We start from the raw sequence: 15,152 nt of genomic DNA on the forward strand, positions 1-15,152 counted from the left end.
CCGGCAGACGATGCCACCGAACTCTAGCCCACCCGTCGCTGCTTGCGGCGATGTTCCCCCGGCGTCAGGCCCGTCCAGCGCTTGAATGCGCGCTGGAAGGCCTCAGCCGATGCAAACCCCAATAGATAGGCGATCTCGCCAAACGCCAGCTCGGTGTCGCGGATGTACGCTTCGGCCAGGTCGCGGCGCGTGTCGTTGAGCAGGTCGCGAAAGCGCGTACCTTCCTCGGCGAGCTTGCGGCGTAGCGTCCAGGTGGGCAGTTGCAGATGCTGCGCCACTTCTTCCAGGTCCGGTTCGCGGCCGCCATTGAGCAGTGGGCCGAGCAAATGCACGATACGCTCGCTCAGGCTGCGGACACGGGTGCGTTGCGCCAGCTCTGCCTCGCACAATTGCAGCAAGTGGCTCCAGGTGCTGGGGCAATGCTGGGGATTGGCCTGCGCCAAGGTGGCAGGGCTCAGGCGCAATTGGTTGGCGGCGGCGCCAAACTGCACGGGTGCGCAGCTCAGGTGTTGATACTGCCCGGCGTAATCCGGGGCATCGAACTCGATCTCCAGGCGCTCGGCGCGCACTGGCCGGCCTACCAATGCCCCTAGTTGCGCCAGCCAGCCGGCCAGCAGCGAGTCGACCACGAAGCGGTTGTAGTGGTTGTAGGGGCTGATGGAGTAGAACCGTAGCCACGCGCCGTGGCTATCTTCGATGAAGCGCGAATGGCCACGGTAATTCGCTGCATACAGCGGCTCGAAGCGCAGCAGCGTGTGGGCCGCCTCGCCCAGCGTGGGCGCCTGGGCTGCCGTGACGCCGGCAAGCCCGGCTTGTGCCAGACGGCTCAAGCTGCCCATGCGCAGGCCTAGTGCCGGCTCCTGGCACAGCGTTATGGCGGCGTGACCAAGGTGCATGTAGCGCGGAATCGACAGGCGCGCGCCGGGTTCGCCCAGGCGCCGCTCATCCAGTCCGTAGCGCGCCAGCAGCGGTTGAGGGTCATGCCCCATTGCGCGCAGCGCCTCGGCCAGCGGCTGGGTGAACCCTACCGAAAGGTCCCCCAGGCGTACCCGTGCGCGGCTCATGCTACAGCCACAAGTTGAGCAGACGTGCGCCGGGGTTGGCGCTGCCGGCCCAGAGCGTGTCGGCCTGGCTGGCAAAGCCTTGGCCATCGCCTGCCTGCTCCCAGAACTGACCGCGCAGGAACACACTCATGCTGCTGATGCCTTGGCTGGCGTCGAGGGTAAGTCGTTGCCAGGCGATCTGTTCGCTGACCTCACCGCGTCGCAGCGGCAGTGTGGCTGCGGCGCGTTGATGGCGGTTACCGCGCCAGGGGGTCTGCCAGCTCTGGCGGCCGCTGAGAAACGCCGGGTTGGCAATCAGTTGCACCGACTGCGCTGCCAGTTGCTGGTGATTGGCTGGGTACCAACTGTCGCTGCCCACCAGCACGCCCAGGCGCCCGGCAGGGGTTTGCAGCACGTGTAACGGGTGCTGTTGGCCGCCGTGTACATAGCGGCGCGTTTCGCTGTCCGGGTACTGCTGATACTGCGGCTGGCCCAGTACGCTGCCGTCGCTGGCGAACACCAGGCTGGTGTTGAACAGTGGGCCGCTGCCGACGTGCAGCACGCCATGCTCGACATACGGGGCAGGCAGAACGATCGAACCGGCCACCAGGGTGACGCCGAACTCCCGTGCCAGGCCGCCGAACAGGTGCTGGTAGTCGGCGGCCATCTGCGCGGCTTTCATGCGCAGGTGCGCGTCGCTGCGCCGGTCGTCGCCGTTGGCGCCAAGCAGTGCCAGCCCATAGCGTACCGGATTGCTCAACTCCAGCCATTGCCAAGCCTCGCGGCGCTGGGTGACTTGGTACAGCTCTTTTTTCTCGCCTCGGGCCCACAGCCACGTGCCGATATGCTCGGGTAGCACCACCACTGTGCGGGTATTCACCAGGCCTTGGGCGCGAGCGTGTTCGAGGTAGGCGGAGAGTTTGCGGTGCAGCCGCGAGAGGTTCTGGTAGTCGCTGGGGAACAGCAGAGGCTCGATCCCCAGCAGGTTGCCGTGCTCACCTGGCACGCCCTGGTTGAGCGCCAACTCGATGCGCAGGTCTGACAGATAGTGGCCTTCCGGGCGTTGCAAGGTCCAGAAACCATAGCCGCAGAGGCCGGCGAGGGTGACCAGCAGCAACGCGCTGGCAAGCAGTTTTCGCATAAGGAGGCAGTCAGTACCGTAGGCAATAAGGGTTATGGTGTCCTGGCGCGCTAAACATCGGCAGTTTGCGAGCCAGTGCCCTAGGGTAAGCCTGCTGTGCAGCGGGATCAATAAGTTGTCAGTTTCGATCATTGAGCGCATTCAAACGCCTGTTTAATGTCCACCTCAGACCTACGACGGGCCCCGCCGAGCATGCAGAGGCGCCCGCACTTCCGTGATCACGCCACCTGGGGAGTCCTTCCATGGCTACCGACCGCTACCCAAACCTGCTGGCCCCTCTCGACTTGGGCTTCACTACCTTGCGTAACCGCACCCTGATGGGCTCGATGCACACCGGCCTCGAGGAGCGTCCAGGCGGTTTCGAGCGCATGGCGGCGTACTTTGCCGAGCGGGCTCGGGGCGGGGTGGGGCTGATGGTCACCGGCGGTATCGCGCCGAACGAAGAGGGCGGGGTGTATGCGGGGGCGGCCAAGCTCAGCACCGAGCAAGAAGCCGAAAAGCACCGTATCGTCACCGAGGCGGTGCACGCTGCCGGGGGCAAGATCTGCCTGCAGATCCTGCATGCCGGGCGCTATGCCTACAGCCCGAAACAGGTCGCGCCGAGCGCCATCCAGGCGCCGATCAATCCGTTCAAGCCGCGTGAGCTGGACGAGGAAGGGATCGAGAAGCAGATCGCCGATTTCGTCACCTGCGCAAGCCTGGCCCAGCGTGCCGGTTACGACGGTGTCGAGATCATGGGCTCGGAAGGCTATTTCATCAACCAGTTCCTTGCCGCCCACACCAACCAGCGCACCGACCGCTGGGGTGGCAGCTACGCGAACCGTATGCGTCTGGCGGTGGAGATCGTGCGCCGGGTGCGCGAGGCGGTGGGCGCGCAGTTCATCATCATCTTCCGTCTGTCGATGCTTGACCTGGTCGAGGGCGGCAGCAACTGGGAAGAGATCGTGCAACTGGCCAAGGCCATCGAACAGGCCGGCGCCACACTGATCAACACCGGTATCGGTTGGCACGAGGCGCGGATTCCGACCATCGCCACCAAGGTGCCACGCGCGGCGTTCAGCAAGGTCACCGCCAAGCTGCGCGGCGCGGTGAGCATTCCGTTGATCACCACCAATCGCATCAACACCCCGGAGGTGGCCGAGGCGGTGCTGGCCGAGGGCGACGCCGACATGGTCTCCATGGCCCGGCCGTTCCTGGCCGACCCTGAGTTCGTCAACAAAGCTGCCGCAGGGCGCAGCGACGCAATCAACACCTGCATCGGCTGCAACCAGGCCTGTCTGGATCACACCTTTGGCGGCAAGCTGACCAGTTGCCTGGTCAATCCGCGGGCTTGCCACGAGACCGAACTCAACTACCTGCCGGTGCGTATCGTCAAGCGTATTGCGGTGGTCGGCGCAGGCCCTGCTGGATTGGCGGCCGCCACCGTGGCGGCTGAGCGCGGCCATCAGGTGACGCTGTTCGACGCAGGTGCCGAGATCGGTGGGCAGTTCAACGTGGCCAAGCGTGTGCCGGGCAAGGAGGAGTTCTTCGAGACCCTGCGCTACTTCGCCAACAAGCTGCGCAGCACCGGTGTCGAGCTGCACCTGAACACCCGTGTTGATGTCGACACCCTCAAGGCCGGGGGATATGACGAGGTCATCCTGGCCACCGGCATCGCTCCGCGCACGCCGGCGATACCCGGTATCGACAACTCCAAGGTGCTCAGCTACCTCGACGTGCTGTTGCAGCGCAAGCCTGTGGGCCAGCGGGTTGCGGTGATCGGTGCGGGAGGCATTGGCTTCGATGTGTCCGAGTACCTGGTCCATCAGGGCGTTGCCAGCAGCCAGGATCGTGAGGCGTTCTGGAAGGAATGGGGCATCGACACGCACCTGCAAGCACGTGGCGGGGTAGCCGGCATTCAACCTCAGCCTTCTGCGCCAGCGCGCCAGGTGTACCTGCTGCAACGCAAGAAAACCAAGGTGGGCGACGGCCTGGGCAAGACCACCGGCTGGATCCACCGTACCGGACTCAAGAACAAGCACGTGCAAATGCTCAACAGCGTCGAGTACCTGGGGGTGGACGATGCCGGCCTGCATGTGCGCATCGCCGACGGCGAGCCGCAACTGCTGGCGGTGGACAACATCGTTATCTGTGCAGGTCAGGAGCCGTTGCGCGAGTTGTACGACGGGTTGGTTGCGGCCGGGCAGTCGGTGCACCTGATCGGTGGAGCGGATGTGGCTGCCGAGCTGGATGCCAAGCGGGCGATCAACCAAGGTTCGCGGCTGGCTGCCGAGTTGTGATCAAGCGCTAGACCTATAGGCGGTACAAGGCTTTGTCGGGCAGCGCCGTGGATGGCACCGGCTATGCCGGTGTTCGCGGCGCGAGGCCGCGCCTACAGGGGCGGCGCTGGATTCAGGCTTGCCGCAATCCTGTGGGGGGCGGTTAACAGAGTGCCGGGCCACGGCGATACAGCCCGGCAACTGATAGACTCGCGCCATGTCCGTATTCAGTCTGCCCCAAGCCCCTCTGCAACGCCTCGAACTGCCCTGGCTCCGGTTAGCCGGGGTCGAGGCTGCGGTATTGCGTCTGGATTTGGTCGATCCGCTGATCAGCGGCAACAAGTGGTTCAAGCTACGCCACCACCTGCTGCACGCGCGCCAAGCGCAAGCGCCGGGCTTGATCAGCCTGGGTGGGAACCACTCCAATCACCTGCATGCCCTGGCCGCCGCTGCCAGGCGCTTTGGCTTGGGCAGCGTCGGGCTGTTGCGCGGGCATGAACAGGACACCCCCACGGTGCGTGACTTGCGGGCTTTTGGCATGACCTTGCATTGGCTTGGCTATGCGGGCTATCGCGAGCGCCACCGTGCTGATTTCTGGCAGCCGTGGCAGGCGCGTTACCCCGGCTGGCATTGTATCGCCGAAGGCGGCGGTGGCCTGGCCGGTGCACGCGGGTGTGCGCTGATCGTCGAGCAGTGCCAGGCGCAGCTCGCAGAGCTGGGCTGGGAGGATTACGATGCCTGGTGGCTGGCTGCCGGGACCGGCACCACCTTGGCTGGCCTGGTGCTCGCCGAAGCCGGTCGGCGCCCGGTGCATGGTGCGTTAGCGGTTCCGCTGGATCATGGTGTGCGCGAGAACGTGCTGACCCTGGCCGGGCCTATGGGTTATCAGCTGCATGCCGCTTGCCGGGGCGGGTTCGCCCGCCTTGACGACGAACTGCTGGCGTTCATTGGGCAGAGCGAGGCCCAGGCCGGCCTGCCGTTGGAGGCTCTGTACACCGGCAAGGCTTTGCTGGCGTTGCGTGAGTACGTGGAGGCTGGGCATTTCACCCCGGGCACCCGCCTGGTGTTCGTGCACACCGGCGGGCTACAGGGGCGGCGCGGTTACTTGTAAGGCAGCATGCGCAGCAACGTGTTGTCGCGGCGTACGTAGTGATGGTACAGCCCGGCCAGGGCGTGCAGACCGATCAGCCAGTAACCCCAGCCGCCGATGCGCTCATGCCAGCCTTTTACGAACTTGGCCAGGTCTGGGTCGGGAGCGACGATGCTGGGCAATTCCAGGCCATAGAACGGGATCGGTTTGTCTGCGGCGCTGAGGATCGTCCAGCCGGCCAGCGGCAGACCGATCATCATCAGGTACAGCAGCAGGTGCATCAGGTGCGAAAGGCCAGTCTGCCAAGCCGGTGGCTTGGGCACGATGGCCGGAGTGGGGCGCGACAGGCGCAGGGCCAGGCGCAGCCATACCAACACAAATACGCTCAAGCCGAGCATGAAGTGCAGGTCTTTCATCACGTCGCGTTCGGCGCTGCCTTTGGGGAACAGGCCGCGCAACTCGATACAGGCGTAGACGGCGGCCAGCAGCACCAGCATCAGCCAGTGCAGCACGATCGATGCGCGTGCATAGTGCGCCGCGGGGGTGGATTCAACCATAGTCGGTCCTCGTCATCAGGTTGGTGGGGCGCTCTTGCTGGCGCCTGCTGCTGTCAGCGTAGCGCGGTATGCCAGAAATGTGTTGGCCTGACGCCGCGATCAAGGATTGGACGTTGGTGCGAGCAAGGGCTCGGCTGGGTTCAGGTGTGGCCAACGGTCGGCCACCAGGAATACCCGCTCGGTTTCCTGCCAGGCGCCGTCTGCTTCTTTTTCTACGTTCACCAGCAAATAAGCTGGTGCCGTGTCGTCCAGTGCATGCAGCCAGTGTTCGAACTGCGCCGGTGTCCAGCAACGGTCCGCCTCGATCCGTGCGGGCGCCAGCCAGTTGTGCCGCGCCAGCGGTTGCCAGCGCCCGGGCCCAGCTGGCCAGTCGCGTCGGTGTAGCCAGTGGCCGCGCAAGTGTCTTGGATGGGCACCTGTGGGAGGCGTGGCAGAGCCTGTCCAGGGGTAGAACAGGTAACCGCCCAGCCACAGGTGTGCCTGGGCGTGGTCGATACCCAGGCCGTGCAGGGCTGCACGAGCGTGCGGCTTCGCCGAGATCGGCAACTGGTGGCCGGCCAGGTGTGCAAGCTTCAGGCCCAGCCGGTCATGGCAGCCGGGGCCGAGCCACTGCGCAGGGTCCTGGCCGGCGCCGATCTGGGGGCCCAGGTAGAGCTTGATCGCCAGCTCCAGGTGATGGTCGCCGTCGCGGTCACGCAGCAGGATGTCCAGTTCGCCCAAGGTACGTCCGCCGTCACGGAGCGCCAGGTTCGCTGCCAGCAGCTCGATGCCCGGCGCCTGCTGCAAGGCGAACTGCCAGAGGCATTCGTAATACAGCCCCAGGCGACGGCTGCCCAGGCGCGTGAGCCAGGTCAGCAACGGCGTAGGGTCGTGGTCCAGGGTGCTTAGCCAGGCGGCCAGGTGCGCCGGATCGTCAGCCCAGGCACTGCCCGCCAGCGGGTGGCGCTGCGGCCACGGGGCCTGGCCCAGCAGCGGCGGTGACACGATTACCCAGGCCAGGTCACGCACCGCAGGATGGTGCAACTGGCGGGGCAGGGGTTCGAGGGCGGCGAAAGGCGTCATCCAGCGAGCATAGCCGGTTTGCCGCTAGCCGGTCGTTTCGCCCATAATCCTGTCATCGTTACCCGCCGCAGAGCCTTGCAGGAGCACCATGGAGCAATTTCGCAATATCGGTATCATCGGACGCCTTGGTAGCTCCCAGGTGCTCGACACCATTCGCCGACTGAAAAAATTCCTGCTTGAGCGCCACCTGCACGTGATTCTCGAGGACACCATCGCCGAGGTGCTGCCTGGTCACGGCTTGCAGACCTCCACGCGCAAGCTGCTGGGCGAGGTCTGCGACCTGGTGATCGTGGTCGGCGGCGACGGTAGTCTGCTGGGCGCCGCTCGCGCCCTGGCCCGTCACAACATCCCGGTACTGGGCATCAACCGCGGTAACCTGGGCTTTCTCACCGACATCCGCCCGGACGAGCTGGAAGAGAAGGTCGCCGAGGTGCTCGATGGCCATTACCTGGTCGAGAACCGTTTTCTGCTGCAGGCCGAGGTGCGCCGCCATCACGAGGCCATTGGCCAGGGCGATGCGCTCAACGATGTGGTCCTGCATCCGGGCAAGTCGACCCGGATGATCGAGTTCGAAATCCACATCGACGGCCAGTTCGTTTGCAGCCAGAAGGCCGACGGCCTGATCGTCGCAACGCCTACCGGATCCACGGCCTACGCGCTGTCTGCCGGCGGTCCGATCATGCACCCCAAGCTCGACGCCATCGTCATCGTGCCGATGTACCCGCATACCCTGTCGGGCCGGCCGATCGTGGTAGACGGCAACAGCGAGTTGAAAATCGTGGTGTCCAATGACTTGCAGATCTACCCGCAAGTCTCTTGCGACGGCCAGAACCATTTCACCTGTGCCCCTGGCGATACCATCACGGTGAGCAAGAAACCGCAGAAGCTGCGCTTGATCCATCCGCTGGGCCACAACTACTACGAGGTCTGCCGCACCAAGCTCGGTTGGGGCAGCCGCCTGGGCGGCAGGGACGACTGATGCTTGATCCGGCGCGCAGTTTCGACATCATCGGTGACGTGCATGGCTGTGCCCTCACGCTGGAGCGGCTGCTCGACGCGCTCGGCTACAAGCGGGTTTCCGGCGTCTGGCGCCACCCAAGGCGCCAGGCCTTGTTCCTCGGGGATATCGTAGATCGAGGCCCGCGTATTCGCGAGGCGCTGCATATCGTGCACGACATGGTCGAGGCCGGGCAGGCCTTCTGTATCATGGGCAACCACGAATACAACGCGCTGGGCTGGGTCACGCCGGCGCTGCCTGGAAGCGGCAAGGCGTTTGTGCGCGAGCATACCCCGCGCCACGCCCGGCTGATCGACGAGACGCTCACGCAGTTCGCCCAGTATCCCGGTGACTGGCACGATTTCATCCAGTGGTTCTACGAGCTGCCGCTGTTCGTCGATGCAGGGCGTTTCCGCTTGGTACATGCCTGTTGGGATCCTCAACTGATCGAGCCGCTGCGTCGGCAATACCCCAATGGCTGCATCGACGAGCACTTCGTCCAGGCGTCGGCGGTCTCCGGCAGCTTTGCCTCGACCGTGTGCAACCGCCTGCTGCGTGGCACCGACATGCGCCTGCCCGATGGTCTGACGCTCACCGGTGGTGACGGCCTGACCCGTGCGTTCTTCCGCACCAAGTTCTGGGAGGAAGATCCGCAGACTTACGGCGATATCGTATTCCAGCCCGATGCCTTGCCCGACGAAGTGGCCCGCACGCCGCTCAGCCATAGCCAGAAGAACGCCCTGCTGCGTTATTCGGAGGCTGAACCCCTGTTGTTCGTCGGCCATTACTGGCGCAGCGGTCGCCCGGCACCGATCCGCGACAACCTGGCCTGTCTGGACTACAGCGCCGTGCTCTACGGCAAGCTGGCCGCCTACCGGCTGGATGACGAAACCCGCATCGATCCGCGCAAGTTCGTGTGGGTAGATGTCGAACGCCCGCAGGCCAATCAATGAACGTGATCGAAGTGTTGCGCCTGCCAGTGAGCGTGGACCTGGCCGGCTTCGTCGCCTTGCTGCGCCGCTTGCAGATCCCGCATCGAGTGGTGGAAGAGGGCGAAGAGCAGGTGCTCTGGGTGCCGCCGGCGGTGGCCGAGGATGTACTGGAACTGTATCGCCGCTACCCCGAGGGCAGTGACGAGATCCAGTTGGCGCAGCCAGTCGCCGAGCCTACCCGGCCGTCGCTCAAGGCGCAGGCGCTGGCCTGCAAGGTCACCGCAGGCGTGCTGTTGCTATGCCTGTTGGTGGCGGGCGTGACCAACCTGGGCGATAACCTCGCGACCATTGGCTGGTTCACCTTCCTGCCGTTTCAGGTACAGGGCGAATACCTGTATTTCACAGGCTTGACGCAGAGCCTGGAACAGGGCCAGTGGTGGCGCCTGGTATCGCCGATGCTGCTGCATTTCGGGGTGTTGCACCTGGCCATGAACGGCATGTGGTTCTGGGAACTGGGGCGGCGAATCGAGCTGCGTCAGGGCCCGGGCATGTTGCTTGGGCTGACCTTGCTGTTCAGCCTGGTTTCCAACCTCGCCCAGCATCTGACCAGCGGGCCTGGCCTGTTCGGCGGGCTTTCCGGGGTGCTCTACGGTCTGCTCGGGCATGTCTGGCTGTACCACTGGCTGGCGCCCAATCCGCTGTTCAAACTGCCCCGTGGCGTGCTGGCGATGATGCTGATCTGGCTGCTGGTGTGCCTGAGCGGCGTGGTCGGCAAGCTGGGTTTTGGCGAGATCGCCAACGCGGCGCATGTCGGCGGCCTGCTCATCGGATGCCTGACGGGGCTCTTGGGTGGAATGATCGCCCGGCGTAAACTAGCCGCCTGACTGAGGAGACCGCATGTCCACATTCGCGCAAATGATCGAAAACATTACCCCGGAAATCTACGAGAGCCTGAAGACGGCCGTGGAAATCGGCAAATGGTCCGACGGCCGCAAGCTGACCACCGAGCAGAAGGAGCTGTCGCTGCAGGCGGTGATCGCCTGGGAGATGCAGAACCTCCCCGAGGAGCAGCGCACCGGTTACATGGGCCCGCAGGAATGCGCGTCCAAGTCCGCACCGATCCCCAACATCCTGTTCAAGTCGGACTCGGTACATTGATCGAACTCGCTCGTGGCTCTTTGAGCAAGATGGCGGTGCGTCTGGAAGCACCGGTGGTGCAGTACAGTTTCCGCCTCGATGAAACGCAAGTGCCGGTCAACCCGCTGATCGGCCAGTCGATCCGCCTGGAGTACCTCGGCGCCATCCATTGCACCCATTGCGGCAAGCGCACCAAGACCAGCTTCAGCCAGGGTTACTGCTACCCGTGCATGACCAAGCTGGCGCAGTGCGACGTGTGCATCATGGCCCCGGAAAAATGCCACTACGACGCAGGCACCTGCCGCGAGCCGTCGTGGGGCGAACAGTTCTGCATGACCGACCATGTGGTGTACCTGGCCAACTCGTCGGGCATCAAGGTGGGCATCACCCGCGCCACGCAACTGCCGACCCGCTGGCTCGACCAAGGCGCCAGCCAGGCGTTGCCGATCATGCGCGTGGCCACGCGCCAGCAATCGGGCCTGGTCGAAGACATCCTGCGTAGCCAGGTGCCGGACCGCACCAACTGGCGCGCGCTGCTCAAGGGCGATGCCGAGGCGCTCGACCTTGTGGCGATCCGCGAGCAGATCTTCGACGCCTGCGCCGAGGGCATTGGCGATCTCCAGGCGCGTTTCGGGTTGCAGGCCATCCAGCCGCTGGCGGACGCCGAAGTGGTGCAGATCAAGTACCCGGTCCAGGCGTACCCGAAAAAGATCGTCAGCTTCAACCTCGACAAGGACCCGGTGGTCGAGGGCACGCTGCTGGGCATCAAGGGCCAGTACCTGATCTTCGATACCGGCGTGATCAACATTCGCAAGTACACGGCCTACCAATTGGCCGTGCTCCAGTAAAGGATCGTCACCATGCGCACTGAACAACCGCAAGTGATCTACCTCAAGGACTACCAGGCCCCCGAGTACCTGATCGACGAGACGCACCTGACCTTCGAGCTGTTCGAGGATCACAGCCTTGTGCATGCGCAACTGGTCATGCGCCGCAACCCCGCGCGTGGTGCCGGATTGCCGCCTTTGGTGCTGGACGGCCAGCAACTGGAACTGCTGCGGGTGTCGCTGGACGACGCAGAGCTACAGCCAAGTGACTACCAGCTCGACGACAGCAGCCTGACCGTACAGCCCACGGCCGAGCGTTTCACCCTGGATACCAGCGTGAAGATCCACCCTGAGCGCAACACCGCGCTCGAAGGGTTGTACAAGTCGGGCAAGATGTTCTGTAGCCAGTGCGAAGCCGAGGGTTTTCGCAAGATCACCTACTACCTCGACCGCCCGGACGTGATGAGCAGCTTCACCACCACGGTGATCGCCGAGCAGCACCGCTACCCGGTGCTGCTGAGCAACGGCAACCCGGTGGGCAGCGGCCCAGCCGAGGACGGCCGTCACTGGGCAACCTGGGAAGACCCGTTCGTCAAGCCTGCCTACCTGTTCGCGCTGGTGGCCGGTGACCTGTGGTGCGTCGAGGACAGCTTCACCCGCCAGTCCGGTCGCGATGTGACCCTGCGCATCTATGTCGAGCCCGAGAACATCGACAAGTGCGACCACGCCATGGTCAGCCTGAAGAAGTCCATGCGCTGGGATGAAGAAGTCTATGGGCGCGAGTACGACCTGGACATCTTCATGATCGTCGCGGTCAACGACTTCAACATGGGCGCGATGGAAAACAAGGGCCTGAACATCTTCAACTCCAGTTGCGTGCTGGCCCGCGCCGAAACCGCCACCGACGCTGCGCACCAGCGTGTCGAAGGGGTGGTCGCCCACGAGTACTTCCACAACTGGTCGGGCAACCGCGTCACCTGCCGCGACTGGTTCCAGCTGTCGCTCAAGGAAGGCTTCACGGTTTACCGCGACGCTGAGTTCAGCGCCGACATGAACTCGCGCACGGTCAAGCGCATTGAGGACGTCGCCTACCTGCGTACCCACCAGTTCGCCGAAGACGCCGGCCCCATGGCGCATCCAGTGCGCCCGGACAGCTTCATCGAGATCTCCAACTTCTACACCCTGACCGTGTACGAGAAGGGCGCAGAAGTCGTGGGCATGGTCCACACCCTGCTGGGCGCCGAGGGCTTCCGCAAGGGCAGCGACCTGTATTTCGAACGTCACGATGGCCAGGCGGTAACCACCGACGACTTCATCAAGGCCATGGAAGATGCCAACGGCGTCGACCTGACCCAGTTCAAGCGCTGGTACAGCCAGGCCGGCACCCCGCGCCTGGAAGTGAGCGAGCAGTATGACGCCGACGCCCAGCGCTACAGCCTGACCTTCCGCCAGAGCTGCCCGCAGACCCCGGACAAGCAGGACAAGCTGCCGTTCGTGATCCCGGTGGCGCTGGGCTTGCTGGATGCCGCAGGCAACGACCTGCCGCTGCGCCTGGTCGGCGAGGACGCGGCCGTGGGCACCAGCCGCGTGCTGTCGGTGACCGAGGCCGAACAGACCTTCACCTTCGAAGGGCTCGGCGCCAAGCCGCTGCCTTCGCTGCTGCGCGGCTTCAGTGCGCCGGTCAAGCTGAGCTTCCCGTACGATCGCGACCAGCTGATGTTCCTCATGCAGCACGACAGCGATGGTTTCAACCGTTGGGAGGCTGGCCAGCAGCTGTCGGTGCAGGTCCTGCAAGAGTTGATCGGCCAGTACCAGCGTGGCCAGGCCCTCACGCTCGACCAGCGCCTGATCACCGCGCTGGGCACCGTGCTGGGCAATCAAGCGCTGGACGCCGCCATGGTCGCCGAGATGCTCTCGCTGCCGGGCGAGGCCTACCTCACCGAAATCAGCCAGGTGGCGGATGTGGACGCTATCCATGCTGCCCGCGAGTTCGCCCGCCAGCAGATCGCCGAGCAGCTGTTCGACGCCCTGTGGGCGCGTTACCAGGCCAACCGCGAGGTGTCGCGCAACACCGCCTACGTGGCTGCCGCCGAGCACTTCGCCCGCCGCAGCTTGCAGAACATCGCCCTGTCGTACCTGATGCTGACCGGCAAGCCGCAGGTGCTGGAGGCGACCTTGGAGCAGTTCGAGCACTGCGACAACATGACCGAGCGCCTCACGGCGCTGGCGGTGCTGGTCAACTCGCCGTTCGAGGCCGAGCGGGCCAAGGCCCTGGAAAGCTTCGCCGAGCACTTCAAGGACAATCCGCTGGTCATGGACCAGTGGTTCAGCGTACAGGCTGCCAGCAGCTTGCCGGGTGGTCTGGCGCGGGTTCAGGCATTGATGCAGCACCCTGCCTTCACCCTGAAGAACCCGAACAAGGTGCGTGCGCTGGTGGGTGCCTTTGCCGGGCAGAACCTGGTCAACTTCCACGCTGCCGACGGCTCGGGCTATCGCTTCCTGGCGGACCTGGTGATCGAACTCAACGCGCTCAACCCGCAGATCGCTTCGCGCCAGCTGGCGCCGCTGACCCGCTGGCGCAAGTACGACGATGCGCGGCAGGTGTTGATGAAGGGCGAGCTGGAGCGGATCCTGGCGTCCGGGGCGCTGTCCAGCGATGTGTATGAAGTGGTGAGCAAGAGCTTGGCGTAAGCCAGGTTGAACGGGGGTCGCAAAGCGGCCCCCGTTTTTGCGGTCAACAAAACATAACGTCCCGCGCGTGGTATCTCCACGATGTTTTCCCCAGTAACGCTGGCCTCTCACGCTTTTGCATGCCCCCGCGTACACGTTGAAAACACCTGACAGCCGCACGCCAGTTCCGCTGGCTCGAAGATCAACGGTTGCCCCTCGAACAGCACGCTGCCGTCGCCGCCGCTGACCAGCGGATAAATCCCCACATGCAGCGGGCACTGCGCGTTGTCGCCCAGCACGCACTGCGCTTGACCGTCGATCATCACGCCGTTGGCTTCGATCATCCTTCCCCCGCCCGAATGCGTATCGCCCAGGCGAATGGCTCCATGTCCGGGCATGCTCAGTGCTCCGTCCAAGTCCTCACCACCGCTTCATACAAACCCTCCGGCACTGCCTCGGGGTTGAGCTTGCAGGCGGCTTTGAGAAAGTTTTCCAGCAGTTCGTCTGGTTCTAGGCGGGTATTGGGTGGGAGGGTCAGGGCTGCGTAAGGGGTTTTCATTAGGGGGTGATCGATGAAGGGTGTAGGTAGGCCTAGGGATTTTCCGATCAAGTCAGCACAGGTCAGATGGTCTGTGCTGACTTGATCGGAACATCCCTAAGCTGCCCATTTTCGACTGATGAGCAACTTGTTCGGAGTTTCCCTGACTGAAACGGCTGACCAGCCCGTGCACGTGGCGCACCGGACCTTTGCCATCCCAGATCGTGAACACGATGGGTTTATCCAGTAGTTGGCCGAAATCGATGTCGGGATCGAAGCTGATCAGTTGCAATTCGAGGGTGAAAGGCGCGCTGATCGCTTCCTTGAGTTCGAACGACACCACTTCAAATTCGGCATTGCCAACGAGTGGCTCGAAGGTGTACCGCAAATCAGATTGGCTGGGCATGAAAAATCCTTCCGCCGTCCGAGAGTTCAAACACCCCTGCCAGGGGGGGCAGCCGGGTTAGACGATCGGTTTACGCCAGTCGTCCGCGGTGATGTTGCCTTGGGTCTGACCTTCGATCTTGATGTAAGCGGGTGTTGGCATGGCAGTTTCTCCTGCGTCCATGTGGATAAAACACGCGCGCAATCGTAAGTTTGAATGTCACCACATCGAATTCGGCGCCGCTGCTCAGCGGCTCGAAGCTGTAGTGCAGATTGGCTGGGTGTCGCATTGACCGCTCCTTGTCCAGATTACAACGAGCGCGAGTTCTGGCATGGGCGCTCGGTTGAACATCGGAGAAAGACGGTAAATACGAGTAGCTAGGAAGTAATGCCGGGAAATTCCGAGGTGGTCGTAGGAAACTTCCCTAGATAAGGGCGGGTATCGTGCCGGCCCGCCGAATATCTTGGCGGTTAACAAAACATAACGTCCCGCGCGTTGTTTTCTGTCGGACAATC

General features: G+C 63.9%; 14 protein-coding genes and 1 pseudogene. 8 read left to right on the top strand and 7 right to left on the bottom strand.

Going from position 1 to position 15,152, the window contains the following annotated elements:
* Nucleotides 1-23: 23 nt before the first annotated feature.
* Entirely contained in the window at nucleotides 24-1,064 is a 1,041-nt protein-coding gene (locus ACNFIC_RS14530; protein WP_416781269.1) for an AraC family transcriptional regulator, read from the bottom strand.
* Nucleotide 1,065: 1 nt separating this feature from the next.
* A complete protein-coding gene (locus ACNFIC_RS14535; protein ID WP_416781270.1) occupies nucleotides 1,066-2,184 on the bottom strand; it encodes a nitrilase-related carbon-nitrogen hydrolase in 1,119 nt (372 codons plus the stop codon).
* A 242-nt stretch (nucleotides 2,185-2,426) separates the two neighbouring features.
* On the opposite strand from ACNFIC_RS14535, the gene ACNFIC_RS14540 reads away from it, so the two are divergent.
* A complete protein-coding gene (locus ACNFIC_RS14540; RefSeq protein WP_416781271.1) occupies nucleotides 2,427-4,463 on the top strand; it encodes an FAD-dependent oxidoreductase in 2,037 nt (678 codons plus the stop codon).
* A gap of 196 nt (nucleotides 4,464-4,659) precedes the next feature.
* On the top strand, nucleotides 4,660-5,553 hold the full coding sequence (locus ACNFIC_RS14545) for a 1-aminocyclopropane-1-carboxylate deaminase/D-cysteine desulfhydrase (protein ID WP_416781272.1): 894 nt from the start codon (nucleotides 4,660-4,662) through the stop codon (nucleotides 5,551-5,553).
* On the opposite strand, the gene ACNFIC_RS14550 is transcribed toward ACNFIC_RS14545, so the two are convergent.
* Together ACNFIC_RS14550 and ACNFIC_RS14555 are read right to left on the bottom strand one after the other, a co-directional pair.
* Entirely contained in the window at nucleotides 5,544-6,089 is a 546-nt protein-coding gene (locus tag ACNFIC_RS14550) for a cytochrome b (RefSeq protein ID WP_138221345.1), read from the bottom strand. The genes ACNFIC_RS14545 and ACNFIC_RS14550 overlap by 10 nt on opposite strands.
* A 99-nt stretch (nucleotides 6,090-6,188) precedes the next feature.
* Nucleotides 6,189-7,151 (bottom strand): DUF1853 family protein, encoded by a 963-nt coding sequence (locus tag ACNFIC_RS14555; RefSeq protein ID WP_416781273.1) that lies wholly within the window; start codon nucleotides 7,149-7,151, stop codon nucleotides 6,189-6,191.
* A gap of 88 nt (nucleotides 7,152-7,239) precedes the next feature.
* Here ACNFIC_RS14555 and ACNFIC_RS14560 point away from each other — a divergent pair, with 88 nt between their 5' ends.
* The 6 genes from ACNFIC_RS14560 to pepN are packed head-to-tail and all read left to right on the top strand — an operon-like array spanning nucleotide 7,240 to nucleotide 13,735.
* The gene (locus ACNFIC_RS14560; RefSeq protein ID WP_138221347.1) at nucleotides 7,240-8,130 is read left to right on the top strand and encodes an NAD(+) kinase; all 891 of its coding nucleotides are present in this window, start codon (nucleotides 7,240-7,242) and stop codon (nucleotides 8,128-8,130) included.
* Nucleotides 8,130-9,101, top strand: coding sequence for a metallophosphoesterase (locus ACNFIC_RS14565; protein ID WP_416781274.1), 972 nt, complete (start codon nucleotides 8,130-8,132; stop codon nucleotides 9,099-9,101). Before ACNFIC_RS14560 ends, ACNFIC_RS14565 begins: the two co-directional genes overlap by 1 nt.
* Nucleotides 9,098-9,964, top strand: coding sequence for a rhomboid family intramembrane serine protease (locus ACNFIC_RS14570; RefSeq protein WP_416781275.1), 867 nt, complete (start codon nucleotides 9,098-9,100; stop codon nucleotides 9,962-9,964). The genes ACNFIC_RS14565 and ACNFIC_RS14570 overlap by 4 nt, the downstream gene beginning before the upstream one ends.
* Before the next feature lie 13 nt (nucleotides 9,965-9,977).
* The gene (locus tag ACNFIC_RS14575; protein ID WP_138221350.1) at nucleotides 9,978-10,238 is read left to right on the top strand and encodes a YeaC family protein; all 261 of its coding nucleotides are present in this window, start codon (nucleotides 9,978-9,980) and stop codon (nucleotides 10,236-10,238) included.
* A complete protein-coding gene (locus ACNFIC_RS14580) occupies nucleotides 10,235-11,065 on the top strand; it encodes a DUF2797 domain-containing protein (protein WP_138221351.1) in 831 nt (276 codons plus the stop codon). The genes ACNFIC_RS14575 and ACNFIC_RS14580 overlap by 4 nt, the downstream gene beginning before the upstream one ends.
* A 12-nt stretch (nucleotides 11,066-11,077) precedes the next feature.
* Complete coding sequence (gene pepN / locus ACNFIC_RS14585; protein ID WP_416781276.1) at nucleotides 11,078-13,735, top strand: aminopeptidase N; 2,658 nt, start codon at nucleotides 11,078-11,080, stop codon at nucleotides 13,733-13,735.
* Nucleotides 13,736-13,842: 107 nt separating this feature from the next.
* Here pepN and ACNFIC_RS14590 read toward each other — a convergent pair whose 3' ends face one another.
* From ACNFIC_RS14590 to ACNFIC_RS14600, 3 genes and pseudogenes are all read right to left on the bottom strand, one after another.
* The gene (locus ACNFIC_RS14590) at nucleotides 13,843-14,112 is read right to left on the bottom strand and encodes a PAAR domain-containing protein (protein ID WP_416781277.1); all 270 of its coding nucleotides are present in this window, start codon (nucleotides 14,110-14,112) and stop codon (nucleotides 13,843-13,845) included.
* Nucleotides 14,113-14,114: 2 nt separating this feature from the next.
* Nucleotides 14,115-14,273, bottom strand: a complete 159-nt coding sequence (locus tag ACNFIC_RS14595) for a hypothetical protein (RefSeq protein ID WP_171031001.1) — start codon at nucleotides 14,271-14,273, stop codon at nucleotides 14,115-14,117.
* A gap of 133 nt (nucleotides 14,274-14,406) precedes the next feature.
* Nucleotides 14,407-14,658: pseudogene (locus ACNFIC_RS14600) on the bottom strand (contractile injection system protein, VgrG/Pvc8 family); the annotation flags it as partial.
* Between the last annotated feature and the right edge of the window lie 494 nt (nucleotides 14,659-15,152).

Origin of the sequence: Pseudomonas sp. NY15463, from assembly GCF_048068415.1 — a bacterium.
GTDB classification, from domain to species: Bacteria; Pseudomonadota; Gammaproteobacteria; order Pseudomonadales; family Pseudomonadaceae; genus Aquipseudomonas; species Aquipseudomonas mosselii_C.